This is a genomic window from Leucobacter aridicollis (assembly GCF_024399335.1).
GTDB lineage: Bacteria > Actinomycetota > Actinomycetes > Actinomycetales > Microbacteriaceae > Leucobacter > Leucobacter aridicollis_A.
In genome coordinates this window covers 42,844-68,136 of the sequence record NZ_CP075339.1, presented here as the reverse complement: position 1 = coordinate 68,136, position 25,293 = coordinate 42,844, and the positions used below count along the sequence as shown (strand labels likewise).

14 protein-coding genes are annotated in these 25,293 nt (G+C 63.0%); 4 read left to right on the top strand and 10 right to left on the bottom strand.

Features of this window, described 5'->3' with window-relative positions; genetic code table 11:
- Position 1: 1 nt before the first annotated feature.
- Positions 2-706 (bottom strand): Maf family protein, encoded by a 705-nt coding sequence (locus KI794_RS00265; RefSeq protein ID WP_119281853.1) that lies wholly within the window; start codon positions 704-706, stop codon positions 2-4.
- 79 nt (positions 707-785) lie between these two features.
- On the opposite strand from KI794_RS00265, the gene KI794_RS00260 reads away from it, so the two are divergent.
- Both KI794_RS00260 and KI794_RS00255 read left to right on the top strand, forming a co-directional pair.
- Positions 786-1,589, top strand: a complete 804-nt coding sequence (locus KI794_RS00260) for a hypothetical protein (RefSeq protein ID WP_119281854.1) — start codon at positions 786-788, stop codon at positions 1,587-1,589.
- 95 nt (positions 1,590-1,684) lie between these two features.
- The gene (locus tag KI794_RS00255; protein ID WP_255808686.1) at positions 1,685-3,010 is read left to right on the top strand and encodes a class I SAM-dependent RNA methyltransferase; all 1,326 of its coding nucleotides are present in this window, start codon (positions 1,685-1,687) and stop codon (positions 3,008-3,010) included.
- A 246-nt stretch (positions 3,011-3,256) separates the two neighbouring features.
- On the opposite strand, the gene KI794_RS00250 is transcribed toward KI794_RS00255, so the two are convergent.
- The gene (locus KI794_RS00250; RefSeq protein ID WP_255808685.1) at positions 3,257-3,955 is read right to left on the bottom strand and encodes a response regulator; all 699 of its coding nucleotides are present in this window, start codon (positions 3,953-3,955) and stop codon (positions 3,257-3,259) included.
- 242 nt (positions 3,956-4,197) lie between these two features.
- On the opposite strand from KI794_RS00250, the gene KI794_RS00245 reads away from it, so the two are divergent.
- Positions 4,198-5,481, top strand: a complete 1,284-nt coding sequence (locus KI794_RS00245; RefSeq protein ID WP_255808684.1) for a diaminopimelate decarboxylase — start codon at positions 4,198-4,200, stop codon at positions 5,479-5,481.
- Here the strand turns inward: KI794_RS00245 and KI794_RS00240 are convergent.
- From KI794_RS00240 to KI794_RS00230, 3 genes are read right to left on the bottom strand one after another with little or no spacing between them, the layout of a single operon-like run.
- On the bottom strand, positions 5,478-6,305 hold the full coding sequence (locus KI794_RS00240; protein WP_119281858.1) for a hypothetical protein: 828 nt from the start codon (positions 6,303-6,305) through the stop codon (positions 5,478-5,480). The two genes, KI794_RS00245 and KI794_RS00240, sit on opposite strands and share 4 nt — an antisense overlap.
- Positions 6,302-7,024: an ABC transporter ATP-binding protein gene (locus tag KI794_RS00235; protein WP_255808683.1), complete on the bottom strand. Its 723-nt coding sequence runs from the start codon at positions 7,022-7,024 to the stop codon at positions 6,302-6,304. The genes KI794_RS00240 and KI794_RS00235 overlap by 4 nt, the downstream gene beginning before the upstream one ends.
- Positions 7,017-7,412, bottom strand: coding sequence for a GntR family transcriptional regulator (locus tag KI794_RS00230; RefSeq protein ID WP_255808682.1), 396 nt, complete (start codon positions 7,410-7,412; stop codon positions 7,017-7,019). Before KI794_RS00230 ends, KI794_RS00235 begins: the two co-directional genes overlap by 8 nt.
- A gap of 98 nt (positions 7,413-7,510) precedes the next feature.
- Here KI794_RS00230 and KI794_RS00225 point away from each other — a divergent pair, with 98 nt between their 5' ends.
- On the top strand, positions 7,511-7,909 hold the full coding sequence (locus KI794_RS00225; protein ID WP_255808681.1) for a YchJ family protein: 399 nt from the start codon (positions 7,511-7,513) through the stop codon (positions 7,907-7,909).
- A gap of 14 nt (positions 7,910-7,923) precedes the next feature.
- Here the strand turns inward: KI794_RS00225 and KI794_RS00220 are convergent, their stop codons facing one another.
- The 5 genes from KI794_RS00220 to KI794_RS00200 all read right to left on the bottom strand — a co-directional run bounded on the left by KI794_RS00220 (position 7,924) and on the right by KI794_RS00200 (position 25,205).
- The gene (locus tag KI794_RS00220; RefSeq protein ID WP_119281862.1) at positions 7,924-8,376 is read right to left on the bottom strand and encodes a MarR family winged helix-turn-helix transcriptional regulator; all 453 of its coding nucleotides are present in this window, start codon (positions 8,374-8,376) and stop codon (positions 7,924-7,926) included.
- A gap of 99 nt (positions 8,377-8,475) precedes the next feature.
- A complete protein-coding gene (locus tag KI794_RS00215) occupies positions 8,476-10,692 on the bottom strand; it encodes a heavy metal translocating P-type ATPase (protein WP_255808680.1) in 2,217 nt (738 codons plus the stop codon).
- Between the two features lie 107 nt (positions 10,693-10,799).
- On the bottom strand, positions 10,800-11,459 hold the full coding sequence (locus KI794_RS00210; protein WP_255808679.1) for a pentapeptide repeat-containing protein: 660 nt from the start codon (positions 11,457-11,459) through the stop codon (positions 10,800-10,802).
- A 125-nt stretch (positions 11,460-11,584) separates the two neighbouring features.
- Positions 11,585-17,461, bottom strand: coding sequence for an SdrD B-like domain-containing protein (locus tag KI794_RS00205; protein ID WP_255808678.1), 5,877 nt, complete (start codon positions 17,459-17,461; stop codon positions 11,585-11,587).
- Positions 17,462-17,795: 334 nt separating this feature from the next.
- Positions 17,796-25,205 carry a DUF5979 domain-containing protein gene (locus KI794_RS00200; RefSeq protein WP_255808677.1) on the bottom strand — a complete coding sequence of 2,470 codons (7,410 nt, stop codon included), beginning with the start codon at positions 25,203-25,205 and terminating at the stop codon, positions 17,796-17,798.
- Between the last annotated feature and the right edge of the window lie 88 nt (positions 25,206-25,293).

The window sequence follows — 25,293 nt, the reverse complement described above, 5'->3', positions numbered from 1 at the left end:
ATCACGCGAGCGGGGAGCCGCCACTCCACAGCGCCGTGTAGTCGTGACCGAGGTCGCGGACAAGGCGGCGAAGCGCTGGGAGCGAGAGGCCCATAACGCAGCTCGGCGCCCCCTCGATCTTCTCGATAAACGCGCCTGCGAGCCCATCGATTGCGAAGCCCCCGGCCAGCTCGAGTGGTTCGCCTGTCGCAACGTAACGTGCGAGCTCCGTATCGGTGACGTCTGCGGCGAGGGTGACCGTCGCGGTGTCAACGCTGCCGACGGCGGGAGCCCCATCGAAGTCGGCAAGCTGGAGCCGCGCTGCGTCACCGTCAGCTGGGCCAGCCGTGCAGTCGATGACCCAGTGCCCCGAATGCAGCGTTCCGGTACGGCCGCGGTGCTGCTTCGAGCGTTCGAGCGCGACGTCGGGGACGTGTGGCTTGCCAAGAACCTCATCGCCAAGCAGAAACATCGAGTCACCGCCAAGTACGAGCCCGCCGCCGAGTGCGGCGATCTCGTCAGCGTAGCGCCGCACCACGTCCTCAGCTTTGAGCCGCCCCAGGTACTCGGTGAGTTCGGGAGCGGTGAGCGGACGGTCGAGCTCGGCCTCCCGCGCATGTACCTCCGCTTCCTCATCAACTTCGGGCGAGAAACAGGCGGGCTCAATCCCTGCTCCGCGCAGCACCGAGAGCCGTGCGGGTGAGGTTGAGGCGAGGATCAAATGCATACGCGCAAGCCTATGCAATACATACTGAATTCACCCGGGGGAATCGCGAAATGTCTGCAGTGCGGGTTACCGTTGAACCATGAAGCTTTCACGCAGGGCCACACTTGTCACGTCCATTCTGCTCGCTGGCGGGCTCGCGCTCACCGGGTGCAGCTCCTCCTCCACCCCCGCCGACGGCGGCTCGACAACCACTCAAGAGCCCGCTGCGAAGGGCACCCCGCTCACGCAGGACGACTTCGCGCAGCGCATCGCAGACGCCCAGTTCGCGGCGGGTTCGGTGCACATGTCAATGCAGATGGGCGATTCAGTTGAGGGCACTGTCGAGGCAGACGTCGTCATTGATAAGGACCCGAAGAAGGTCCAGATGCAGATGAAGATGAACACTGGCGGCATGGATGGCGACATCCGCGTTGTCGACGGCACGATGTACATGAATATGGGCTCGCTCTCAGGCGACAAGTTCCTTGACATGTCGACGATGCCGGGCGGCGCCGGCGACATTGGCGCGATCCTCGATCAGGTCAACCCGGGCTCCCAGGTCGAAGGCTTCGGCGAAGCCCTCACTGACTTCAAGGCAGACCCCGAGGGGCCAGAGATCGACGGCGTCAAGACCACACAGCTGACGCTCACCCTCGATACACGCAAGATGTTCGAGGCGCAGCCGCAGGAGGGCGTCGACATCGACGCACTCGTTTCGACTATCGGCGAGTCGATGGTCTACGACATGTTCGTCGGCCCCGATGACCTTCCGCGCCGTATCGTCATGCCGAACATCGGCGGGCTTGGCACCGGTACGCAGGAGTACACGAAGTGGGGCGAGCCTGTCAAGGTCGAAGCTCCCGCGAAGGACCAGATCGCAGACGCATCGTCACTGCAGGGCTAGTTTCACACCTCAGATCAGGGGCCAGGGAGATTACTCCCTGGCCCCTTTTTCTGTGCCCTGCGCGATCAGTTCGCTGGCGTGGGAGAATAGTCTTCATGTCTGAACAGCGCGAGGGCACGCCCCTCGAAATCGGCTCCGAGATCGAGCTCGAAATCACCGGAATTGCACATGGCGGCGTGAGCGTCGCTCGCCACGAGGGGCGCGTGGTGTTCGTCGCCGACGCGATCCCCGGCGAGCGCGTGCTCGCGCGCGTCACCGACCAGAAGAAGAAGTCGTTCGCCCGTGCCGCCGTCACGCGCGTCATCGACGCTTCAGAAGATCGCCGCGAGCACGTGTGGGCAGAGGCTTCGCTCGAGCGTGACCCGGCAGAGCGCGCTGGCGGCGCCGAGTTTGGCCACATCGACCTCGCGCGCCAGCGCGTACTGAAGGCTGAAGTTCTCGTCGACTCGATGGCGCGCTTCGGCGACATCGAGCTCGCTGGCGAAGATGGCGAAGACTTCCGGGAAACCCTCGCGGAGCTCGTCGAGCCGGCCGACGGCGACGACGAGGCGAATGGCCTCGGCTACCGCACGCGCGTTCGCCTCCACGTCGATCCCGAGACCGGTGCTGTCGGCCCCTACGCGGCTCGCAGCCGCACAGTCGTCCCGGTGTCATCACTGCCGCTCGCGACTGCAGGCGTCAACCAGATTGCGCCGCTCACTGAGGCAATGCAGGGTCTGCAGACGATCGACCTTATCGACCCCGCGAACGACGACCCCCGCATGCTCATCACCGAAACCGGGCAGAAGGAGCGTCGGGGAGAGAAGGATCTCGTCGCCGAACTCGTCGAGGATCGCGGCTTCATCGTACGCGCCGGTGGCTTCTGGCAGGTGCACCGCGAGGCACCCGCGATGCTCTTCGGGGCGGTGCACGACGCGATCTCCGACCTCATCGAGGCGGGCCAGTTCGACCCCGCGGCCGGCAACCTTGACCTGTATGGCGGCGCCGGCCTGCTCGCGGCCGCTGTGGCCGAAGCTGCAGGGCCTGGGCTGAAGATCACCTCGGTCGAGTCCGATCCCGATGCGACAGACAACGCCGCTGAGAACCTCTCCGAGATCGTCGGGGCCCGCGCGCTGACTGCTCGCGTCGACAAGTATCTCCGCGAGCTCCTCGATGCGGCAGCGCCTGTGCGCGATCGCCTACGCCGCGGCACTATTGTGCTCGATCCGCCGCGCTCGGGTGCGGGCGGAGACGTCACTCAGCAGCTCGCCGAGCTTGCGCCCGCGAACATTGTCTACGTCGCCTGTGACCCTGTTGCGCTGTCTCGGGACACGAAGTCACTGCTCGACTCTGGTTACGATCTGCTTGAGCTTCGCGCCTTCGACATCTTCCCGCACACGCACCACTTCGAGTCACTCGCGGTCTTCAGCCGCGCCGAGTAGTCGCTGTGGGGCGCTGCGACGCCCCACAGCTCTCTCACCACCGAGCCACAGCCACAGCCACAGCCACAGCCACAGCCACAGCCACAGCCACAGCCACAGCCACAGCCACAGCGTATGTAATCTGCAGACCCAATGCCGGTTTCGCCCGAATTGGGCATTGCACGTGCAGATCGCGGGGCTATGAGGTGCCCGGCGGAACTATGAGGCGCCCGGCAGAGCTAGGGCTGCCCGGCCCCGGGCCTTGGGTCACGCAAAGAGAGCTTTGCGGCTGTTGACGCCAAGCTTCTGCAGAACGTTCGACACGTGCGTCTTCACCGTCGGCACCCCCACAAACAGCTCCTTCGCGATCTCCTGGTTCGTGTAGCGCTGCAGCATGAATCCGAGCACCTCCTGCTCGCGTTGGGTGAGTGAGGCGCCCCGCACCCGCGCTTCGATGCTTCGGGTCTCTCCCTCGGCGTCTGGCCCGACAAGCCACACACGGTTGCCACGCGCAGTCGCTCTCACAGTCTCGACCAGCCGCCCCTCGGGGTGATCCTTCGTGAGAAAGCTGTCAGCGCCCGAGAGGAACGCGAGTGTCGCGTCCGTGTGGTGTGTGTACGACGTGTACATCATCACGCGTGGGCCCCGCTCGGTGGACTTAAGCGCGCGGCAGAGTTCGAGTCCGCCGTTCACTCCGCCAAGCCGAAGTGGCAAGATCACAAGCCCCGGCGAGGTGTCTGCGACGGCGGCGAGCGCAGCGGCCGAGTTGGCAGCTTCAGCGACGACCGTGAGGTCGTCGCGTGCTCCGAGCACAGTGGCAACACCAAGCCGCACGATCGGGTGGTCCTCGACGAGCACGATCTTTGTCGGCTCGGCCAGCGCCCCCTCACGATCCGGGGTGAGGTCGCGGCGACGCGTACCGCGGGCAGCGATGGCAGGGGCACGAACCTGGTGATGAGTCTGCACAGATCCAGCGCCCCCTTTCGGCTTCAACGCGCTGCAGGTGTGCAGTCCGGCCGTCTTGGTTTCACCCTACGAGGAGGAGCCTCGTCGGTGTTCATCCGGTGGACACGAGTATGCGACGAGAATTCATCCTGTGAGACGGATCCGCCGTGTGCATTTCATTCCTAGCCTGGTCTGACGGGCGGGGTCACACGACCGCTTTCCGCACCACAACCGCGAGCACGAGAGCGCAGATACCGACAACCATGAACGATTCAGCCCGGCGATCACAGATCCTCACCGCTGCCCGTGCCCAGGGGCTGCTCCACGAAGAGCACTCGCCACTCGTGGCGTTCCTCGACTGGGAGCGCGTGCAGCTCAACGTGGAGCACCTGCTTGGCGCCTTCCCACGGGACATCCCGGTACTCCACGCGTTCGCGGTGAAGGCGAATCCGCTTGTGCCCGTACTTGCTCGGCTCGGGGAGCTTGGCATGGGAGCCGAGGTCGCGAGCGATGGCGAGTTGAGCGCTGCGCTGGCGGCCGGAATCACTCCTGACAAGCTCGTGTTTGATTCCCCCGCGAAGTCGTGGGGTGAGCTGCGCAGGGCGCTCGGGCTTGGCGCAGCGCTCAATGTCGACAACTTCCAGGAGCTCGCACGCGTCAGGGCGCTACTCGCGGACGCCGGATCAGATTCAGAGATCGGAATCCGCCTGAATCCGCAGGTGGGGGCGGGCTCGATCGCCGCAATGAGCACGGCAAGTGCACACTCGAAGTTTGGTGTGCCGCTTCGCGACCCTGGAATGCGCGAGCAGCTCATCGAGGCATACCTTGCCTCACCGTGGCTACGGAGGGCTCACACGCACGTCGGATCGCAGGGCTGCCCGCTCGAGCTCATCGCCGAGGGCGTGAACGAGCTCGTCCGCTTCGCCGACGAGGTGAACGCGCGTGCCGGGCATGCACAAATCAGAACCCTAGACATCGGCGGCGGTCTTCCCGTCGACTTTGCAACTGACAATCCACTCTCGGCGTTCGACGACTACGTCGCCGCGCTCGAAGAGGGCGCCCCGCGACTGTTCTCTGGCGACTATGAGATTGTCACCGAGTTCGGTAGGAGTATCCTCGCGAAGCATGGCTTCATCGCAACGTATGTCGAGTACACGAAGCAGGTTGGTGGCCGCAGGGTGGCGATCACTCACGCGGGTGCACAGGTCGCGACCCGCACAGTGTTCATGCCCGATGCGTGGCCGCTTCGGGTTGAGGGGTTCGATAGCGCGGGCGGTTCGAAGCCGACAGCTATCACAGAGGTGCAGGACGTCGCTGGTCCGTGCTGTTTTGCGGGCGACCTCGTTGCTCGCGGCCGCGAGCTTCCGCTTCTTGAACCCGGCGACCTCGTTGCGCTTCTTGACACCGGCGCCTACTACGCGAGCAACCCGTTTCACTACAACTCGCTCCCGGTTCCGCCGGTGTACGGCATCGAGAATGCAGGTACGGCGCCCGAGTTCACTGAGATCAGGGGCGCCGTACGGCACGAGCTGCAGGTCGTGCGTTAGCGGAGGGATGTCCGTCGGTCGACCGAAAGCGCGCCCCACCAGGCAAGCACCACGCCGAGCACGAGCGAGATGAAGAGCACTCCGAGGCCGAGGACGCTCGGGTCGGCTCCCGCCGGGTCTCCAGGTTTCAGCGCTGCGAGGAAGTCCTGGAACATTCCTTGCGCGACGAACGTGCCCGCGTCTGGGCCGCCGATTCGGATGCCGAACGGTATGAACAACATCGCCGCGAGCCCGAGTAGCTGCATCACGAAGTAGAGCACCACGGTGAAGATCACTGGGGCTGCGAACCCCAGGTGGTTGAAACGGCCCTCGGCGCCAATTGACATGAGCGCGGCGCCGGCTATCACTGCGAATACGAGCTGCATGAGCAGCGCGACCACTACGAACCAGGCGAGCCCTGGGTCGACTGTCGTGAGCAGTTCACGGATGAAGTCTGCCGGCGCGACGCCCTTCGACACTGCGAGGGCAACCGCCGCGAGTGCGAGCAGGGCGGCAGTCAGCGCGGCTGCGACAAACGAGACGAGGATGCCGTAGAGCACCTTTGCCGCAAAGATTGTTCTGCCCCTCACCGGCAGAGTCATCGTGAAGTAGCCCTGCGCGCCGTACATTGTGCGCCAATAGCTCGCGACGAGCACCGCCAGCACGACAGGCGTGAGCGCGATCGTTCCGGCTATGCCCGCGCCGAGCCCGAGCCCGTCGAGAACGGGTACGCGCAAGATCGCGATCGCGTACCCCATCAGGATCACGATGAGCAGTATTCCGACTGTGGTCAGGAGTGTCTTGCGGGTTGTAATGAATTCCTGGCTCAACAGCTTGGCGATCATGCTGCGTACACCTTTCTGAAGAGCGCGTCGAGGCTCACGCCGTGTTCTTCGCGGAGGTCGTCTGCGGCGCCCTGGAGAAGCACTTTGCCTCCCCGAAGAAACACAACCGAGTCGACGATCGACTCGACATCTTGGATGAGGTGGGTGGAGACGAGCATGAGCGCGTCGTCAGCGAAGTTCGAGAGGATCCCGCGCAGGATCACATCGCGCGACGCCGGGTCGACGCCCGAGATCGGCTCATCGAGAAGGTACACACGCGCTCGGCGACTCATCGCGAGCGAGATCTGGAGTTTCTCCCGCATGCCTTTCGACATCTCTTTCAGGCTTCGGTCCCACGGGAGGCCGAAGAAGTCGACCATCTCGCGCGCCTGAGAGGTGTCAAAGTCTTCGAAGAACCTCGCGTATTGAGCGATTGAGTCGGCGGGTTTGTGGGCGTCGGGCAGGAACGACGCGTCTGGCAGGAAGGACACGAGCGCCTTGGACGCCGCGCCGGGCTCACTTCCCGCGATCTGCACACCACCCTCCCACTCGGCGAGGACCCCAGCAAGGATCTTCAACAGCGTAGTCTTGCCGGAGCCATTGTCGCCCATAAGTCCGACAATCTGGCCGGGCTGCAGGCTCAGGTCGAGGCCGGCAAGCGCCGGACGGCCGCGGTATGCCTTTGAGAGGCCCCTCACCTCGATCGCGGGTGACGACGGTGGCAGATGGTGCTCACTCATCGGGTGTCCTTTCGGTCTGCGCTGCGTCGGAGGCTTCCGCCCAGCGTTGTTCAAGCAGTTGCACAGTCTCAGGAAGTGTCATGCCGAGGCCCTTGGCGGTCGCGACGAACGCGGTTGCCTGGGCTGCGGCGAGCGCGGTACGCGCACTGGCGATGGCGACCTCGTCGCGGGTCACGAATCTGCCCGCCGTTCGTTCGGCGAGTGTGAGGCCGAGCCTGTCGACCTCGCCGAGCGCCTTCTGCACGGTGTTTGGGTTCACCCCGAGTTCGAGTGCGAGTTCGCGCACCGAAGGAACTTTGAGGCCCGTCGGCCATTCCCCCGAGGCGATCCGTCGCCTGAACTCGTCGACGAGCTGCGCCCAAATGGGCCGGGAATCGTCGAGTTGCATGCTGTGATCCTTCCTTCGACGGGGCTAGCACCCGTCATGTACCACTGTATTACGACAGTGGTACAGATTGCAAGCCGCGTTGCGGGTAGCGTGGAACCGTGACCGCGCTCAACCCATCAGCCCCCTGCCCGTGCGGCTTTGGCGACCCCTATCTGAAGTGCTGTGGCCCCATCCATGGCGGGAGCCCAGCCCCCACCGCCGCCCAGCTCATGCGGTCCCGATACAGTGCGTTCGCCATCGGCGACGAGGCGTATCTGTTGCGCACCTGGCATCCGGGCACGAGACCGAGAGAGCTTGAGCTCGATGGGACCACACGGTGGCTGCGACTCATCGTCGAAGAGGCCGAGCTTGGCGGACCGTTTGACGACACGGGGTACGTTACGTTTTCCGCCATCGGCAGAACCCCGGAGGGGCGCTTTGAGCAGCGCGAGCGCAGTCGCTTCGCGCGCGAGCACGGCAATTGGTTCTACGTGGACGGCATCGAGCCACCCAACTAGCGGGGCAAGGCGCGCTAAACGCCCCCGCGAACAGCCTCCCGCAGCGAGCCGAGCATGCCACAGAGACGCTCAATCTCGGGCTCACTAATCGCGGAGGCCTCAGCGACGCTGCCAGGCAGGTGCATGAGCTGCGCCTGCAGGTGACGACCAAGCTCGGTGCAGAACACTCGCACCTGGCGGCCGTCGTTCCCCACACGCTCGCGCGAGATAAAACCGCCGGATTCGAGCCGTGTGAGCAGCGGCGAGATTGTGCCCGAGTCGAGCTCAAGTTCAGCACACAACTCAGTCACCGGCCTCCCGTCGCCGCTCCAGACCGCCCGCATCGTCAGATACTGCGTGTAGGTCAGGTTGAACGGTTGCAGTTCTTTCCGGTACGCGGCGACCATCGCCCGCGACGCTGCGTAGAGCTGAAACGTCAGTTGATCGGCAAGCTCGATCTCCCGCTCGCCTTGGCCGAGTTCTGGCACGGCACTCCCCCTTCTGCCGTCTGCGTCCTCGCAGGCCCCCCGACCCGCAGAAACAGACTTTACGTGTGCCACCGAGACTACCGGTGGCACACGCGTTTGTCAGCTTTGAAGCACTCGTTGCGTTGTGACCTCTGGCCGAAGGTCGAGCCTGCGCAACAGTTGCGCGTTCAGCGCGACCACGACTGTGGAAAGCGACATCAATATCGCGCCGACCGACATTGGCAGCACGAACCCGATTGGCGCGAGCACCCCTGCAGCAAGCGGCACCGATAGGAGGTTGTAGCCTGCCGCCCACCAGAGGTTCTGTCGCATCTTCCGGTAGGTGGCCTTCGACAGCTCGATCACTGACACGACCGAACGCGGGTCGTCACTTGCGAGGATCACGCCGGCCGATGCGATCGCGACATCGGTACCGGCGCCGATCGCGAGCCCAACATCTGCCTGCGCGAGCGCCGGCGCATCGTTCACGCCGTCGCCGACCATCGCAACACGCTTGCCTTCGCCTTGCAGCTTGAGCACCTCAGCGGCCTTGTCTTCGGGTCGGACCCCGGCGAGCACCCTGTCAATCCCGAGCTCGTCGGCGACGGTGTTCGCAACCGCCTCAGCATCGCCCGTGATCATAACAACTTCGACCCCGAGCTTATGCAGGGCACGAACCGCGTCACGCGACTCCGCGCGAATCTCGTCGCTCAACGCAAGGGCACCAATCACCTCACCGCCGCGCAGCACATGAAGAATGATTGCGCCGCGGCTCCGCCATTCCTCGGCAACGTCGAGCTCGCGCTCACCCTCTTCCTGCAGCATGTACGGCCCACCAACACGCACGACAGAACCGCCCACCGTCGCGGTCACGCCAACCGCCGGAGAGGACGAGAAATCGGCAGCGGCGGGTACGTCGAGCCCCCGATCGCGCGCAGCTCGCACGATGGCCTGAGCGAGCGGGTGCTCACTGTCTCCCTCCGCGGCTGCGGCGAGGGCGAGGACGTCGTCCGCCGCGTATTCGCCCGCAGGCTCGACGCTCGTGACTGTCGGCTCGCCCTTCGTGAGTGTGCCCGTCTTATCAAAGAGCACCGAATCCACGAGGCGCATACTCTCGAGCGCGAGGCGATCCTTCACGAGGATTCCGGCGCGAGCCGAACGCTCAGTCGCGATTGAGACGACGAGCGGGATCGCGAGGCCAAGCGCATGCGGGCAGGCGATCACAAGCACGGTAATCGTGCGAACCACAGCGTCGTCCGGGTTGCCGACGAGCGTCCACACGATCGCCGTGACGACGGCAGCGGCGAGCGCGAACCAAAAGAGCCAGCCCGCGGCGGTATCTGCGAGCCGCTGGGCGCGCGACGATGAGTTCTGCGCCTCCGTGACGAGGCGCTGGATCCCGGCGAGGGCGGTATCGTCGCCGATCGCCGTGACCTCGATCCGCACACCGGAGTCAGTCGCCACGGTGCCAGCCGACACGTGCTCGCCGACGCCGCGGCCTACTGTGCGAGATTCACCAGTAACCATCGACTCGTCAAACGATGCCCGCCCATCGACAACTCGACCGTCCGCGGGGACGCTGCCGCCGGGCCGCACGACGACCACATCGCCGACGCGGAGCGCGCTCGGCGACACCGTGACGATCTCGTCCCCCTCGACACGCTCAGCCTCATCCGGCAACAGCGCGGCGAGTGAATCGAGCGCCGACGTCGTCTGCGCGAGGGAGCGCATCTCGATCCAGTGGCCGAGCAGCATAATCACGACGAGGAGGGCGAGCTCCCACCAGAAGTCGAGCTCGTGGTGAACGATGCCAAGGCTCGCAGCCCAAGAGGCGAGGAACGCCACAGTGATTGCGAGCGCGATCAGGAGCATCATTCCGGGCTTGCGAGCCTTGATCTCATCTACTGCTCCGGTGAGGAACGGCTTGCCGCCCCACACGTACATGATGGTGCCCAGGATCGGCGACACCCAAGCCAGCCACGTCACTTCGGGGAGGCTGTACCCAACGATCGAGGCGAACATGCCTGACAGCGCGACTGTCGGGATCGCAAGCACAAGCATGATCCAGAACATGCGCCGGTACTGCGCAACGTGCCCCTCGTGGCCGCCGTGGCCTGCATGTCCGTCGTGGCTCTCGTGGCCGCCCTGGCCGCTGTGGCCGGCGTGCGCGTCATGGCCTGCGTGGTCGCGAGAACGTTCATGGCCTTCGTGACCAGCATGCGCACCATTCTCTCCGCTCGCGTGCCCCGCTTCGTGGGTGTGCGGCGTATCGTCGGCGTGCTGGGCGTGGTCCACATGATCGATGTGCTTCGTCGGGTGGTTCTGCTGGTTGTCCATCCTGACTCCCCTCGGGTTGCTTCTGGATCACTCTAAACATACCCCCCAGGGGTATCAATCACCAGAACCAATGTTCACCCGAGACTATTCCCGCCCAGCCACGGCGGCTACCCCTCGACAACTACTCCAAAGTGAGATGCGAACGCGTCAGCCATGAATGCAACCTGCTCACTCGTCATAACTGCACCACGAAGCCCCTCAAAGCCTTCAAGCGCGTGAAACTCGAGGCCACGCAGGTCGAGCGCCTCTCCGCGAGCCTGTGTGAGCGACAGCTTCTCGGTCACACAGTCAACAAAGGCCACCCTCGAAATCTTCGCACCGCCGAGATCGACCTCGTCGAACGTGCAGTCACGAAACACCACATCATGAACAACCGAGCCCCGCAGATTGATCCACCCGACCTTTGCCCCAGAAATCGTGACCCGCCGCACCTCCGCGTCACTCATGTCGAGCGCGCCAACTCGTGACTCCTGCAATTCGGCATCGCGCCAGGTACTCCCCGGGGCCGACAACACAGGCACTGCCCACTGCGTCAGGCGCGAATCGATAAAGCGGGCTCCGCGGAGATCCACCTGATCACCCGCGAGCCCCACGACTTCGCTCTCCATGAGCGTCATGCCCACGAGCGAATCCGTCACTGTATCGACTTCGATCCGCCTGCCGTCCACATCAGCGCCCGCCGTCAGATCCGCGGCAATGCCTGGGGCAAGATGCGCGAGCACGAGTGGTTCGACCCTCGGAGTATGTTTCACCTGACGTTTCACCATGCAGCCAGGCTAGGGCAGACCACTGACACGCAGACGTGCGTTACAGCATCCTCACGGAATGCAGAACGGGCTCCTCCCGGCATGTGCCGAGAGGAGCCCGCGCTACGCTAAACGCCCTACCAGTACTAGGCGGTGCGACGTCGCCAGATCATCAGCGAAGCGCCAGCAAGCAGCAGCAGCGAAGCGATCCCGCCAAAGAGGAGCGGGAGCGGGCCACCGGTGTGCGGCAGCTCGTTCACACCCGGGGTGCCCGGGTTCTCAGCGCCCGGAACCTCAGTCGCTGGGATGTCGATCACGACGACACCGGCGTCCCAGGTCGGGTCGATGCCCTCGGTCGCGTTGACCTCGCCAAACTCGTACTCGGTCGTGAGATCCGTGTTGCTATCGCCAAGCACGATCGTAGCGGTGAAGCCAGTCTCCGGGTCAGCGTTCGAATCCACAGCGCCATTCGAGCCGACTGACGGCTTCGTGAACTTGTAGATCTTCTGCTGCTCCTTGGTGAGCGTGAACTTCACCTGGTACTCGCCAGCGTTCAGGTCATCGAACTTGTAGCGCCCGTTCTTATCGGTCGTAGTCGTCGCAATGACTTCCCCGTCCTTAAAGAGCTCCACGGTGACGCCCGGGAGCACCTTCTCGGAACCGTCCTGGACGCCATTCTTGTTCGCGTCGATCCACACCACGTCACCGACGGCGTAGGTCTTCACAACCACACCGGCGTCCCACGTTGGATCGATGCCCTCGGTCGCCTCAACGGTGCCGAAGGGGTAGTCCTTCGTCAGGCTCGGGTTCGAGTCGTCGAGCACGATCTTTGTCGTAAGACCGGTCTTTCGGTCGGCATTCGAGTCCACTGCACCGTTCTCACCGATCACGTGGCTTGTGAAGGTGTAGACCTTCTTCTGCTCGTCAGTCAGCGTGAACCGAACCTCGTATTCACCAGCGTTGAGGTTGTCGAACATGTAGTGTCCGGTGTCGTCAGTCGTGGTCGTCTTGATGACTTCCCCGTCCTTCAGAAGCTCAACGGTCACGCCAGCAAGGATCTCCTCGTCAGCGTCCTGGATACCGTCACGGTTCGCATCGATCCACGTGAAATCACCGATCGCGTAGGTCTTCAACACCACACCGGCGTCCCAGGTGGGATCGATTCCCTCGGTTGCGTCGAGCTCTGCGTAGTCGTACTTCTTGGTGAGGTTCGCGTTGTCGTCGCCGAGCACGATCGAGGTCGTGAGACCTGTTCCGCGGTCAGCGTTCGAGTCCGTGGCGTCGTTCTCGCCGGCCGTAAGGTCGGTGAACGTGTAGATCTTCTGCTGCTCAGGCGTGAGCGTGAACTTCACCTGGTACTCGCCGGCGTTGAGGCCATCGAATACGTAGCGGCCGTTGTCGTCAGTCGTGGTCGTCTTGATGACTTCCCCGTCCTTCAGAAGCTCAACGGTCACGCCAGCAAGGATCTCCTCGTCAGCGTCCTGGATACCGTCACGGTTCGCATCGATCCACGTGAAATCACCGATCGCGTAGGTCTTCAACACCACACCGGCATCCCACGTCGGGTCAATGCCCTCGGTCGCCTTCACCGCAGCGGTCTTGTAGTCCTTCGTCAGGTTCGTGTTCGAGTCACCGAGTACGACCTTCGAGGTGAGTCCCGTCGACCTGTCGGCGTTCGAGTCTCGCGCGTCGTTGGATCCCGCGGTGAGCTTCGTGAACGTGTAGATCTTCTGCTGTTCAGGCGTGAGCGTGAACTTCAGCTCGTACTCGCCAGCAAGGATCTCGTCGAACATGTAGTGGCCGCGCTCATTGGTCGTGGTCGTCTTGATGACTTCCCCGTCCTTCAGAAGCTCAACGGTCACGCCAGCAAGGATCTCCTCGTCAGCGTCCTGGATACCGTCACGGTTCGCATCGATCCACGTGAAATCACCGATCGCGTAGGTCTTCAACACCACACCGGCATCCCACGTCGGATCAATGCCCTCGGTCGCCTCGACAGTGCCGAAATCGTAGTCCTTGGTGAGGTTCTCGTTGCTGTCACCCAGGACGATCTTCGACGTCAGGCCGGTCTTCGGGTCGGCATTCGAATCGACAGTGCCGTCCTCGCCAGCAAGCTTGTCAGTGAAGACGTACCGCTTCTGCTGTTCGGGCGTAAGCGTGAACTTCACCTCGTACTCGCCTGCAGGCAGGCGATCGAACATGTAGCGGCCCTTGTCGTCCGTCGTCGTCTCCTTGATGACCTTGCCATCCTTGATGAGCTCAACGGTCACGCCAGCAAGGATCTCCTCATCAGCGTCCTGGATACCGTCACGGTTCGCGTCGATCCACGTGAAATCACCAATCGCGTAGGTCTTGCGGATCACGCCCGCGTCCCACGTCGGATCAATACCCTCTGTGGCCTTCAGCTCGCCGAACTTCGGATCCTTGGTGAGGTTCTTGTTCGTGTCGCCGAGCACGATTGTCGTGGTAAGCCCAGTCTCGGGGTTCGCGTTCGAATCAACCGCGTCGTCGGATCCCACGGTCTGCTCAGTGAAGCGGAACTCCTTCTGCTGCTCCTCAGTGAGAGTGAACTTCACCTGGTACTCGCCAGCAGGCAGGTCGTCAAACCGGTACAGGCCGTTCTCGTCGGTGACAGTTGAACCAATGACCTTGCCGTCCTTGATGAGCTCAACGGTCACGCCGGGAAGGATCTCTTCGCCCTCGTCCTGCACGCCGTTGTTGTTCTCATCAATCCAGGTGTAATCACCAATCGCGTAGCTCTTCAGCACAACGCCGGCGTCCCACGTCGGGTCGATGCCCTCGGTTGCCTTCACCTTGCCGTGCTCATAGCTCTTTGTCAGGTTCTTGTTTGACTCACCAAGCACGATCTTGGTGGTGAGGCCGGTCCCGCGATCCGCATCCGAATCGGCGGCGCCGTTCTTTCCTGAGTTCTGCGTCGTGAAGGTGTACAGCTTCTGCTGCTCCTCCGTCAGCGTGAACTTCACGTGGTACTCACCCGCAGGCAGCTCGTCGAAGAGGTAGCGGCCCTCGGTGTCGGTCGTCGTGGTCGCGATGACCTTGCCGTCCTTAATGAGCTCAACGGTCACGCCAGCAAGGATCTCCTCGTCGGCGTCCTGGATACCGTCGCGGTTCGCGTCGATCCAGGTGAAATCACCGATCGCGTAGTTCTGGCGGTCGTTGTACAGCACGACCTCCTTCGCGCTGTCGTCGGCCTTGAACCCGATCTCGAGGAGCTCGTCTGCCTTCTTGTACCCGCCAGGGGCAACGTCCTCGCGGAGCCAGTACGTTCCGGGCTTCTTGACGACGGGTGTGCCGCCCTCCGCGGTGACAATCTTGCCGTTCTCAACGCGCAGGTCGGTGAGTACAACAGTCTTCTTGTCGGCGTCGAGGACCGAGAAGACCGCATCCTCGTCGGTAATGAGCTTTGTGGCGTCCGCGCTATCGCGCTTCAGCAGGCTCAACGGGTAGTCGTTCGTCGGGGTGATCGTCGCACCGGAGGTTCCGATGAGGTTCGTGACACCGACGTTTTCCTTGGCGCCAACGAGCTTGACCTTGAAGTACAGGCTCACGGTCTTGCCGCTCTCGAGCTTGCCCTTCGGCACGGTGAGAGTGTTGCTTGCCTTGTCGTAGATCGCCTTCAGCTGCGAACCGGGGATGTTGTACTCGTTCGTCGCGCTGTAGTTGCTGCTGTCGAGATCCCGCTCTGCAACGAACCCGAGGAACTCGAGCTCCTTCGGCAGTACGTCAGCAACGTCAAACACCATGCTGTTGAAGTTGCCGTGTGGCTCGAGCTCGACCCGGTACGTGAACTCGTCCTTGATGAGCTCGCCGGACTTTTCGTCGACCTCAGCGCGGAAGTTCGTCGTGAAGTCCTTCCCACCGCTGCCGGGAACGTAAACGTGCTTCCGCACCTCCATCTCGTCGCCGTAGCTCGTTGCCTTCGTCGACGACGACGACGTGAGCGTGTACTCGAGATCGCTGCCCTCGTAGCTAGCCGAGTTCTTGACGCTCAGGGTCTGCTTGCCCTTCAGCACGTAAGTCGACAGCTCGAGCTTGATGCTCCAGCCGCCGAGCAGCTTCCCGTCGGCGTCCTGTTCGGCCTTGAGCTTCGCCGTGAACGCGTCGTTCGGTTCAATGACGAGCTGCTGCTTATCGTCGATGGAGAGGTCGAACATCGTGCCGTCGAGCTTGTGGCCCCCGTAGGAGCCAGTGATCGACTTGGCGATCTCGGGGAGCGTCGCCGCAGAAACGTTGAAGATCTCGTGGTCGACCGCATCGATGATGCGCGACTTCGCCGCGTCGCCAACCTTTGCTCCGACTTTGAAGGTGTACGGGACGGCGACCGAGGTGCCCTCCTCGACGGTGATTGGTCCGCCGGCGGTCGTCTTGGAGAACTTCTGGTTGTCGTCGATCACCGCGCCGTCGAGGTCCTTGGGCGTCGTAATGACGGTCGTCGCCCACTTAGTGACCGATTTGTCGCCGCCGTAGATGAACTTCGCCTCGTTGTCGGCGCGGAACTTCAGAACGTACTGCGTCTGATCGGCAGGATTTGCCGGAAGCTCAGGAAGCTCCGCGGCAACCTTGATGGTGTACTTCTTTGTGACGTCCTTGCCGATGTTGACGTAGAGCCGCTGGCCGTCAAAGAGGTACGTATTCACGTACTCATCGGCGGCGATCGCCGTCTCGATACCGCCGGTCAGGCCGGTCGCCTCCGTGAGCGGAATGGCGTTGCCGGCGGCGTCGGTGAGGACCGGCGCGCTGCCTGTCCACACTGCGGGAGCGTGCAGGTTGTCACTGATGACGACGTTCTGCGCGAGCTTGTGCTTGGGGTTGTCCGCGAAGTCTTTGAAGACCGTGAGATCTGCGCCGAGCGTGTAGTCCAGCTTGATGGGCTCGTCGAGCTTCGCGCCGCCGACGAGTTCGTCGGCGAGCGCAACGTCGCGCGGATCCACGGACTTCGTGAACGCCTCGCCTACTCCGGGGCTTGGAGCGGCCTTGACGTTGCCCTGAAGCGTGATGCCCGCGCTCTTCTTCTCGCCCGCGATGGTGACGTTGTTGTTCAGGGTGACCTTGTAGTCGCCACCCTTGTCTGCATCGATTGCATCGTGCTGAGCCTGGAGCGCGGCCTGGATCTTCGCGAGCGCGTCAGAGTCTGCGATCTTCGCCGCGTAGGTGAACGTGTAGACGGAGTTCGCTTCGGCGTTGAACTCGTAGTCGAACGACGTGCCCGAGATCGAGGGGAGGCCGTCGATTGCGGACTCGACGGGGCTCATCCCGTTCTCATCTCGAACCACCTTGGTGCCGGTCAGGGAGGCTGGCACGAGCGCAAGGCCCTCGTCGAGCGCGTCCGAAAGCTTCACCGTGCGAGCGTCCTTGCTCGAGACGCGAACCGTGTAGGGAAACTCGGTGTCGAGCACGCTCTGGTCGATGGTGACGACGCCATCGTCGCTGACTGTGTGCGGGATCGAATTGATCCCCACGCGCTTGTCCGACCAGGTCTCGGTCTTCTGCGGCTTGTTGTCGGGCGTGGTGACGATCACGGTCTGCGTGGTCGGGTCGCCGTTGATGCCCCACTCGAGCTCACTCACGCCGACGTTCTCGAGGGTGTCGAGGGTGAACTTAACGCCGAACGAGCCCTGGTTGATCCCGCTCGGGAACGGGTTCTTAAACTTGACAACGAGCTCGCCTGCGTCGTTCATCGTGAGCGATTCGACAACCTTGTTGCCCGGCTGCACAACGAGCGCGGACTCGGGTATCGAAATGCCCTTCGGCAGCGTGACTCGGACTTCCTCGCCGTCGTCCATCACGCCGTAACCGAACACGAGGTCGTAGGTCTGGCCCTCGACAAGAACGGGAAGGCCGTTGTACGTCTCGCCTGACTCGGGCTGTTGCACCGAGAACTTGCCGCCCGCGGCCATCGCCGGTGCGCTGAAGCCACCGACGACAAGCAGCGCAACAAGTGCCCCCGCTAACCAATTTATGAAAATGCGCGCGCGCGAACGCGGCGCGATGTACTCAGACATCGTCGCTTCCCCCCAGAAACAAATAAAAGAGGGACGCGCAATACACACACGCGTCCCTGCGTAAGGGCCACTCAAGCAGCCCCAGAATTTGGTTTCGACCTGCCCAAACAGGTCTGAATCCCCCGTCGGAAATCCTATCGGGCTGACGCGTGGCAGCGCTACTTTTCCCTCGAACGTCACACGCCGGACAAAGTTAGCTTGAATTCACGGTTCGCCATCCGGTGAAGCAGAAAACACATCAACTGGCGAGTGGCCTTCCACACACAAAGAAGCGGATGGGAACTCAGGGCTCCCACCCGCTTCTTTATCGCATTACTCTGCCGAGACAGAGGCCTTACTCAGCACTGTTGCGCTGCCGCACGCGTGTGCCCACCAAGGCCACCGCACCGGCAAGCAGCAGTGCGCCTCCGCCAAGCAGCCAGCTCACCGGCAGCCCGCCGCCAGTACCAGGCAGCTTCCCGCCTGTCGGGGGCTCAGGTGTGACCGGCGGAAGCACGAACTCGTTCACCACAGTGAGCTCGATGACCTCGTCAGCAGCAACCGTCGCCGCACCGACCGCCGCATCGCCGGCATTCGGGGTGATAGTCACGGCGCTCGCGCCGCCAGCGTCGGTTTCGCGCAGCTCACACTCCGCGCCGGCAGGCAGCTCCTCATAAGTCGCAGTGAGGCCGCCAGCCTTAGACAGCTCACGTTCGGCGCCTTCCGGCACCTCGATCTCGACTGTCTCACCATCACGCTCAACCGAGCAGGTGAGCGCAACTGTGAACACCTTGTCGGCGGCGAGGCTCGCGCCGTCACCAGCGATCTGCTTCGTCACCTGCAGGCTCCCGACATCAAAGGTGTTTACGACCCGAAGCTGGAGTGCGTCTCCGCCACCGATCGTGACGGGACCCGTGATTGCCTCGCCCTCGGCAGTTAGGATTTCGCTCGAGGTCGCCCCGCCAGTGACAGTCTCAGTGAGGCCGCACTCGGCGCCGACAGGCAGGCCTGTGTAGTCGGCTTCGAAGCCGCCCTCAGCGGTGAGCTCGCGCTCCGCGCCGCCAGGCACCGGAATCGAAGTGTCGTTGAACGTGCACTCAAGGCTCACCTCGAACGGGCCAGCGCCCCAGCGCTCAGCGCCGTCGCCGACAACTTCCTTCGTGACGTGCAGGTCTCCTGCGTCGAAGGTGTTCACGACAGCGAAGGTGGCACCCTCGTCGGACCCAATTGTGAGCGACTCAGGCGTGATTGTGGGCTCCTGCGAGGCACCGCCTGTCGCCGTCTCAGTCACACCGCACTCGGCCCCGACAGGAAGCTTCCCAATCGTGAGCTTCTCGCCCGCGAGCGCCTCGGCCTTTGTCTGCTCCAGCGCGCCAGCCCAGACGGTCTTGCCCTCGAACGTGCACTCGACTGTGAACTCGAAGACTGTCGCGTCTGGCACGAGGGAGACGCCCTCGCCCACAAGCTGCTTCTCGATCTCGACCTGCCCAAGCGGCATGACGTTCGTGAGCTGCAGGTTGAGCGCCGCTTCACCCTCGGTGACGGTGATCGTCCACGATCCATCCTCATTCGGCGCGACGACCTCACCGTTGAGCGTGAGGCTTGCGGCGCCGCCCTGTGCGTCGAGTTCCGTGATTGTGCACGTCGCGCCGACAGGGAGGTTCTGCACGAGCCACTTCAGCCCGCCTGCGGTGAGCTCTGCTTCCGCAACAGGGAGCTCGAGCTCCTCGCCAAGGAACGTGCACTCGGCCTTCACCGGGAAGGCGCCGTAATCAATCGCCTCTTGGTCCTGGTTCTCAGCGCCCTCAACCTGCTTCTGAATCTCGAACGACCCAACCTCGTAGGTGTTTGTCAGGGTCGCGACGGGCGTGGTCTCATCCGCGCCAACGGTCACCTTGACGGCTTCTGAGGAAGTCTCGCCGTTCGCGCCCTGAACATCGCGCAGCTCACACTCAGCGCCCCACGGGAACTGCTCGTCGAGCGTCACGACCTCGCCGGCCGGGACGGTGACCGAGATCGGGTCAAGCGTGACTGCAGCCGCGCCCTCGCGTGCGGGAACCGTGCACAGGACCTCAACCTGGAACTCGTCGGGGGCGAACTCGGCACCTGGTCCAGTGACGAGCTTCTCCACGGCAAGCGGGCCCGTTGCGAGGGAGACGCCAACGCGAATGCCCTCGGTGGGGAGAACGCTTGATGTGCGCCCGTCGCCACCGACAGTTTGCCCACCGACAGCAATCGAGTTCCACGCGACGGTGTCAGCGGTCATCTTTGGAGACTGCGCGGGGGTGCGCGTCTCAAATGTGTATGCGAGGCGCTCGCCAGGTGCCAGCGGCTTCGCAGTGAAGTCGAATACCGTCTTCACGTGCAACACTGTCGCCGGGTCCACACTTGCGGTGAGGGGCTGCCAGAAACCGTCGCACTGCACCGCCTCGCTCGGCTTCAGGTCTGCCGTGCATGCTGCGCCAGCAGAACTCGAGTAGAACTGCGTGAATGTGACGTCGTCGCGGTATCTCTGCCCATCGGGCGCGGTGTCGCTCACGATCGCCGAGTTCCCGATCCACGCAGGCTGCCACTCAGATTTGCGTGGCAGCAACACGATGGCACCCTGGTCGTCAACGCGCGGAAGCGAGTCGATCGTCACGACGGTATCCATCGGCAGCGTGCCCGTGTTCTGCAGCTCCTCGCGCCAGGTCTCCTTACCCAATGGCTTGGTCACCGGAACACAGTTGCTGAACGAGTACTCCTCGGCGAACTGAGGCTGGCACTCGCGGCCAGCGGCCGGGTTTGGCACGTCGGCGATCCCAAGCTCGGTGTCGTTGGCACGCACGTACTTCTTCCCACGCAGCGCGCCCGACTCAGTCGGGTACACCTCAGTGTCGGCCCAGCACTCCTTGCTTTCATGCTCAGACGCGAAATTGCAGCTGTTGAAGTTCTGATGCGGCGACACCACGGCGAATCTGTTCGTCACCGCGTTCTCTGAACCGGCGACCAGACCTGGACGGAACATCATGTTCGCGGTGATGGTGTAGGCCTCTTCGGGGTACATCACCGTGCCCTGTGGGAACTCGAACTTCACACCGAAGATCTCGTCGCCTGGCGCTGCCGGACCTTCGAGGGTCTCGTCAAGGAAGGTGACGGTGATCTTGGCAGGGTCGATCGGCATCACCTTCGTAGCTGACGGGTACAGCGGGTTGGTGAGCTCGAAGCTGAAGTACTTCTCAGGATCCATGTCGGGATCGAAGACGAGCTGCGGCTTGCCATCGGCAACCGGGAAGTAGTCGATGATGAACGGATCCAGAATGCCGCTCTCCTCATTCTCGTCCGGATCAGTCGAACGCTTTGACGTGTTCGTCGTCTTCAGCTTGAAGGGAATAACCTCGCCTGGGCGCTGGGCGCCGACCGGGGTTTTCTCGACTGCGACCTCAATGCCGTCAGACAGATAGGTGACTCGAGCTGTCGCATCGTCGTGAGCTGTCAGCATGGGCCCGGAACCCCCCGACTGCTTTACGAAGCTCTCGGTGTCAGCGTCCACGGTGTTGTTGAAGAGTCCACCTGGCGCGTTTGCCGGCTCACCGGGAGCGCTGATCGCGGCCCCTGAACTCGGCACAGGCTCTGTCGGAGTTGAAACAAGATACGCGCGGCGCTTCACATCAAGCGAAATCTTGACTTCGGGGTTCGCGGGGTTCTCGAAGGCAACGCGAGCATCTGCAGCACCCACACGCGTATAGGTCAGTCGAATGCCGCGGATCTTGTCGAAGTCGGCGTCTGCGACGTTTGCCAACAGCGCAGCGCGGGCGCCGTCGATCTTGCCGCCAGTGGCAGCAACCGGAACGTCTGACCCTGCGACCCAGCCCGCTCCCTGCGGCGTGAAGTTCAGTCGGTTTCCGGCCTGTTCGCTGAAGTCTCCATAGAGCACCTCGGCCTGCACGTGGGTGATCGGCGCCGGCACAGCGAGGGTATCGCCCGTGAACCCGACGAACCTGAAGGCGTTCCAGAAGCTCTTTGCTGAGGCCTGACCCGCAACGCGGTTCTCGCCGGAGTCCGTCACGACAAGCTTGTCCACGCGGCCCGAACCAGTCGGGCGCGCGGTGAGGTTCATCTGAATCGCATCCCACTCTTCAGCGTCGTACTCGGGTTCACCGCGGATGTATTCGACGAGCTGCTGGTCGGGCGCGAATCCCTTTGTCGTCTGCACGGCGATGTCGAATGTGTCGAGCTTGATCTGCGCGTCATCCTCCGCCTCCGCGTGCGATCCGGTCGGTGCACTCGGGAGACCGCAGAGATCGCAGGCGAGCGCAATCGCGCCGTTCTTGACCGGCGAATCGACTGTCGTGACTGGCGCCCCGCCGTCACGGTGCGTCTTTCGCAGTTGCAGGTCCATGACGAGCGTGGAAGTTGCGTTACTGAGGATCGAGTTCGTGTTTCCCTCAGCGTCGGCCTTTCCTTCGTGATGTAGCTGCACCTTGACCGTGCTGGCGAGAGTTTCACGCCCGGCAGCAGTATCGGCAAGCGCGACGGCCTGTCCCGGCGCAAGTCGGGTTTCAACCCCAGCGGCGTCCGTGAGCACCACGACGGTCTTGTCGGGGTCTGCTCCCGCGACATTGTTCGAGGCCGACACGATGCGGCTGACATTGAACACATCGAATGGGTCTGCGCCCCCGGGGCCCGCGTCAATAATGTCGAGCTGTTCGAGCTGGGTCACCGAGGTGTTCTTTGCGACCAGAGTGACACGACTCGTCGGGTACTGATCCTGTGGAACATCCGTGGGGGGCACCCCGAGCGCGCCGCCTGCCCACCCCTTGTTCAGGGTCACAGTGACGGGCCTGTCGATGATCGAGATGATGTCACCGTCGTCGTCGTGACCAAGCACGGTTCCATCACCATCAACAGAGGTACCGCTCGCGATGTTGTTCACATCGCCTTCGGTCTCAGTGTTGAAGATCTCGGTTCCCAGTACTGGCTCACCCGCGGGAGAGCGCTTTGAGTCGCGAAGCTCCCACTCGAGGTCGAGCGAACGCACGCCTTCCGAGATCGGGCTCGCGCTGTTGGTCTTCGCAACGCCTGAACCAACGGCAGGGGCCAGCGGGTCGCTCGACGCCTCGCGTGCGGCGGCATTCTCTTCGAAGATGAGTCGCACCGCTGTGGTCGAGACCTGCTCAGCAGGGGTGAGCGCAAGCTCAGGTACGCTGCCAACAAATGGCAGCTTGCCCGCGGCAGCAGAAATGGTGTCCCACGTGCCTGTCGAGGAGTTCCAGAGCTGCACGTCGGCAACCTGGTCCCACTTGAGCGACGGATCGAGCTCGGGCGTGATCGCCTTGATCTTTACCAGGTTGAGCGCGTTGTAGACGCTCTTCTCGATGGCGTCACTCGGACCAGCGGCAGGGTCAAAGACGCCGCCCGGTGCGAGGCGGGAGTCAGAAATAACCATCTGGTCAACGCCTGTGCGTCCACCTGTCGACCAGTACAGGCGCGATGTGGCGTGCGCACCCGAACGCGACGGCAGGATCTGATCGGCGGGATCAATCCACCGCTTCTCGAGCAGATCATGCACGCCGATAATTGGGTTGTTGATCTGCACTTCGTTGCAGCTCTCGGGCGAGACGCCAGGCTCGACGCCGACTCCGCCGGTCGCGACTGATGCCGAGCAGTTCTCGACGATCTCGTGCTGACCGCCTGGAGCCTCGACAGCGGGAAGGCCTTCCTTGAGCTCGGACGCAAAGTTTGGCTGCACTGTGTTTCCTGGTGCGAAACCAGGGTCCTCGTTCGCGAAGTCAAACTGGAGGCCGCCGATGCGATCACGGAGCTCCTCGGGGATCGTCATCGAGAAGCTCGTGGCACCGACGATGTTCTCGGCACCTTCAAGGACCTTCCATGCGCCATCGACCTTGTCGTAGTAGCGGATGGTGAGCGTTGCGCCCGCTGGCACGTCGGTCTTAGTGATCTGCTTAGGCTGGAATGAGTCCCAGAACGAAGAGCTCACTGGAGCGCTGTCGGGGTCGCTCGGGTCGGTCAGCGCAGGATCAGTGATGACGATGTGGTGCGCGTTTGCGTTCGACTCGGGCTTCTTCAGGGTCGTCGGCAGCTGCACTGTGGCCGTCTCGCCCTTGTAGCCCCACATCTCGCCGGGGTTGACCTTCTTGACGGTCTCGAGTTCAAGGTGCTGCTCCGCGAAGGTCAGCGTGTCGTCGGCGTCGTTGTTTGCTTCGCCGTTCTCGTTGGTTCCGGTGACTGCAATCTCGTTGACAACCTGGGCATTTGGCTCCGAGTCTTCGGTTGCCACGACATCGAACTTGATCTCGCTCGAACCGCCCGAGGTGATCGAGCCGGGAGCCGGGGAGGTGAATGTGACTTCGAAGTAGTTCAGCGACTTGAAGTCACCTGGAAGTTCTGGGAACGGCTGCCCGTCCTGCAGGGTAAAGGTCTCAGACTGTGTCGTGCCGTCAGAGGCGATGTACTCCAGCGTGAGTTCGCCGCCCGTGGCCCCGCTCGGGAACTGGACGGTGCTCGTGAAGCCGGTGAACTCGAGCATTTTCGTCCCGTCGACCTCGCCGAACACGCCGGTGGCTGGCTCTCGGATCGTGAGGGTTTCGAGGTCGACGAGGCTGGTGTTTGTGCCTGAGATTGTGACACCCGTCGTCTCGCCGGCAAGCAGCTCGTCGGTGTCGAATTCCTTGGCCGCGCCGACGGAAAGGTCTTCGACAGCGATCGTGTAGTCGGCTTCATTCTCGGCGGTCTTGTTCTCGTCGCCGAGGGTGACCTCGCTCTGAACGTCGTTGAGAACCTGTGTCGTCTCGGTGAGCTCAGCGACGGCGTCGCGCTGTTCGAGGTTCAGTGTGAAGCCGCCGCCCGCATTCACGGGAATCTTTGAACCATCTGCTGCGTGGAAGGTGACTCGTACGCCCTTCGCGTCTGCGCTTGGCGGAGCGTGGGGCATGTCGCTCGACTTCAGTTCGAACGGTACCCAGTTCCCGTCGATGAAGTATTCAACTGTTGCCGTATCTGTGGCGCCCTCGGGGAATGTGAGGGTCTCCATCGCGGTGATCTCGAGGTAGTCGAACGGATTGGGCGTTGCCGTCGGGTCGATGGGGTCAGTGAGCGAGAGGGCGTCGACGCCAGCGTTCGAGGTGTTGGTGCCAGTAACCGTGAGCTGTGTCTGCTGGCCGGGCTTGGCCTGGCCAGCCTTCGGGTTGAAGGATTTTTCGACCGTCGTGCGCAGGTCGAGATCCACAATTGGTGTGACCGTGGCGTTGTCCGAGACCTGCTCGGCGTTGTCCGCGTTGAGGGTGGCGGTATTCACGATCGGCTTCGCGGGCTCTTCGTATTCCAAGTCCTCGCGCAGCTTCACCTGGATCGTAATGACGCCGTCAGTGTTGTCGGTGAGTCCGATGGTGCCGTCACCAAGCTCTTCGGTGAATGTGACCGTCACCTGGTTGCCGTCAACGACGGGCGGGGCGGCAGAGACGTTCGAGACCGCGACGCTGCCAGGGATGATCTCGAACTCAGCAGGAATGAGGTCTGAGAGCACTGCGTCGCGGCAGCCCAGGTCGGTGATCGACGAGCAACCGACCTCGATGCGATACTCCATCGTCTCACCGGGCTTGAGCTCCGTGGCCGATGCAGTCTTCTTGACTTCCAGCACCGCCGAGGTCTCGGCAGCACTTGCTGCCTGTGGGGCTGTGACTGCCATGCCAACGGTGAGCGCGGCACCGATCGCGAGTGCTACGCCGCGAGTGCCCGATCTTTTCGCTTTCTCAAAACGCCCCACGTTGTCCCCATCGCTCAGTTCTACTCACCTGCTTGCCGATGGCAAGCCTGCACATTTGTTACACACACTATGCGATGGAAACCACTTG

Bases quoted from the DNA above. Each gene is read 5' to 3' on its own strand.
- KI794_RS00245 (WP_255808684.1), top strand. From the start codon at position 4,198: ATGAACGATTCAGCCCGGCGATCACAGATCCTCACCGCTGCCCGTGCC.
- KI794_RS00230 (WP_255808682.1), bottom strand. From the start codon at position 7,412: ATGCAACTCGACGATTCCCGGCCCATTTGGGCGCAGCTCGTCGACGAG.
- KI794_RS00235 (WP_255808683.1), bottom strand. From the start codon at position 7,024: ATGAGTGAGCACCATCTGCCACCGTCGTCACCCGCGATCGAGGTGAGG.
- KI794_RS00215 (WP_255808680.1), bottom strand. From the start codon at position 10,692: ATGGACAACCAGCAGAACCACCCGACGAAGCACATCGATCATGTGGAC.
- KI794_RS00260 (WP_119281854.1), top strand. From the start codon at position 786: ATGAAGCTTTCACGCAGGGCCACACTTGTCACGTCCATTCTGCTCGCT.
- KI794_RS00210 (WP_255808679.1), bottom strand. From the start codon at position 11,459: ATGGTGAAACGTCAGGTGAAACATACTCCGAGGGTCGAACCACTCGTG.
- KI794_RS00255 (WP_255808686.1), top strand. From the start codon at position 1,685: ATGTCTGAACAGCGCGAGGGCACGCCCCTCGAAATCGGCTCCGAGATC.
- KI794_RS00240 (WP_119281858.1), bottom strand. From the start codon at position 6,305: ATGATCGCCAAGCTGTTGAGCCAGGAATTCATTACAACCCGCAAGACA.
- KI794_RS00205 (WP_255808678.1), bottom strand. From the start codon at position 17,461: ATGTCTGAGTACATCGCGCCGCGTTCGCGCGCGCGCATTTTCATAAAT.
- KI794_RS00265 (WP_119281853.1), bottom strand. From the start codon at position 706: ATGCATTTGATCCTCGCCTCAACCTCACCCGCACGGCTCTCGGTGCTG.